The organism is Intestinimonas sp. RTP31139st1_F5_RTP31139_211217, from assembly GCF_040226735.1.
Classification (GTDB): Bacteria; Bacillota; Clostridia; order Oscillospirales; family Oscillospiraceae; genus Intestinimonas; species Intestinimonas butyriciproducens.
Genome location: NZ_JBCOAQ010000091.1, coordinates 1 through 1,517, shown reverse-complemented (window position 1 = coordinate 1,517; position 1,517 = coordinate 1). Strand labels below are relative to the sequence as shown.

The 1,517-nt window shown below is 58.1% G+C and carries 1 protein-coding gene; it reads right to left on the bottom strand.

Going from position 1 to position 1,517, the window contains the following annotated elements:
• On the bottom strand, window positions 1-1,517 hold a 1,517-nt coding region (locus ABUA09_RS18265; protein ID WP_349949631.1), incomplete at both ends, for a hypothetical protein.

The window sequence follows — 1,517 nt, the reverse complement described above, 5'->3', positions numbered from 1 at the left end:
GTCCAGCTCCAGCTCAGCCACGTACTCATCGTTCACATAGGCCTCAACCACATAGATGGTGTCGTCGCCGTCCTTCTTAGCGGAAGCGGTCTTGCCCAGGATGTAGATGCCGTTGGTATCGCCGTCGGAGGTGGTGGCATTCAGAGCAACCACGAACTTGGCAACGCCGGACTTGGCATAGCAGTACAGCTTCGCATCCTTGTTAGTCACATTGGGCACGTTGGCGATGCCGGTGTAGACCTTGTAGTTGTCGTTCTTGTCGCCGATCACGAAGATGGTCTTGCTGTTGGCGGTAGCGCCGCCCAGGTTGGCCTTATTCTTCTGAATCTGAGTGATCTTGGTATTGTCCTTCACGGTGATATTGTACTTCTCACCGGTCTTGGTGTAGGTCACGATCTTGTTGTTGACCAGCTTCTGAGCCGCCTCTTCCTTTTCAGCAGTAGTGCCGCTCAGGCCCTCAAAAGCAGAGGAGAGCTTCTTGCTGTCGATCTTATTGACGGAAGCGGTGACCTCGGTGCCGTCGGAGAGCACGCCCTTGATGGTCAGGCTCTCGAAGCCGGACTTCACGGAGGCGTCGGAACCGGTGATGAACATATACTCATCAGCGGCGGTCACGGCGTCGGTGTACACCACGTAGCCGAAGTTGTCCAGATACAGGGTGACCTCGTCGTCAGGCTCCACAGCAGTGGTCAGCACGGTGTTGTTGTCATCGTCGTACTTGCTGGACAGAGCGGAGGCCTTATAGGTGTTGCTGCCGTCCTTGATCTGGTCATCGCCCTTGGTGGAGGTGACGGTCACGTTGACGGAGTCGGCCTTCTCAGCATAGAAGGTGTCGCCCACGCGGTAGTAGAGCACGATGTCGTCCTTCGCCAGGTCCTCAGAGCCCTTCACGTCAGCGAACTCAGCGCCGGCGATCTGGTCGGCCTTGGCAATATCGGTCAGCAGCGCAGTAACGGTGATGTAGCCGTCGCCGTCATTGCCCTTGGCGTTGTAGGCGGAGACCTTGCCGGCGATCATCTTGGTCACGATGACGAAATCGGCCTTGTTGTCGTTGTCGTTGCTGATGACGGTGACCTCAATGCCGTTGCCGGTCAGCTTGGCCACGTCGGCCATGCCGGAGATGGTGAGCTCCTTGTCGTCCTTGTCAGTGGCGCGGATGAAGTTCTGGACCAGAACGGCCTTGCTCACTTCCTTGATGCCAGCGTCCTTCAGGGCGTCCTTCACGTCGTCCGCATCGGAGTCCTCGCTGATGGTGGCGATCATGTTGTCAGAGGAGACAACGGGGTTGCCCAGCACGGTCTGATAGGCGCCGTTCTTCCAGTCCTTGGCGAACATGGTGACGGACTTGCCCAGCAGGTTGGCGGCGGTGGCAGTCTTCAGGGTGATGGTATCGCCCTCGTCCTGCTTGCTGTCGGCATCGTCGGAGGTCAGCAGGAGAACAGTGACATCCTCCTTCTCCACGGCGGTGCCGGTAGAGGTGGCATTCTCGTTGGCAACGATCACGCCCTCCAGCTTGG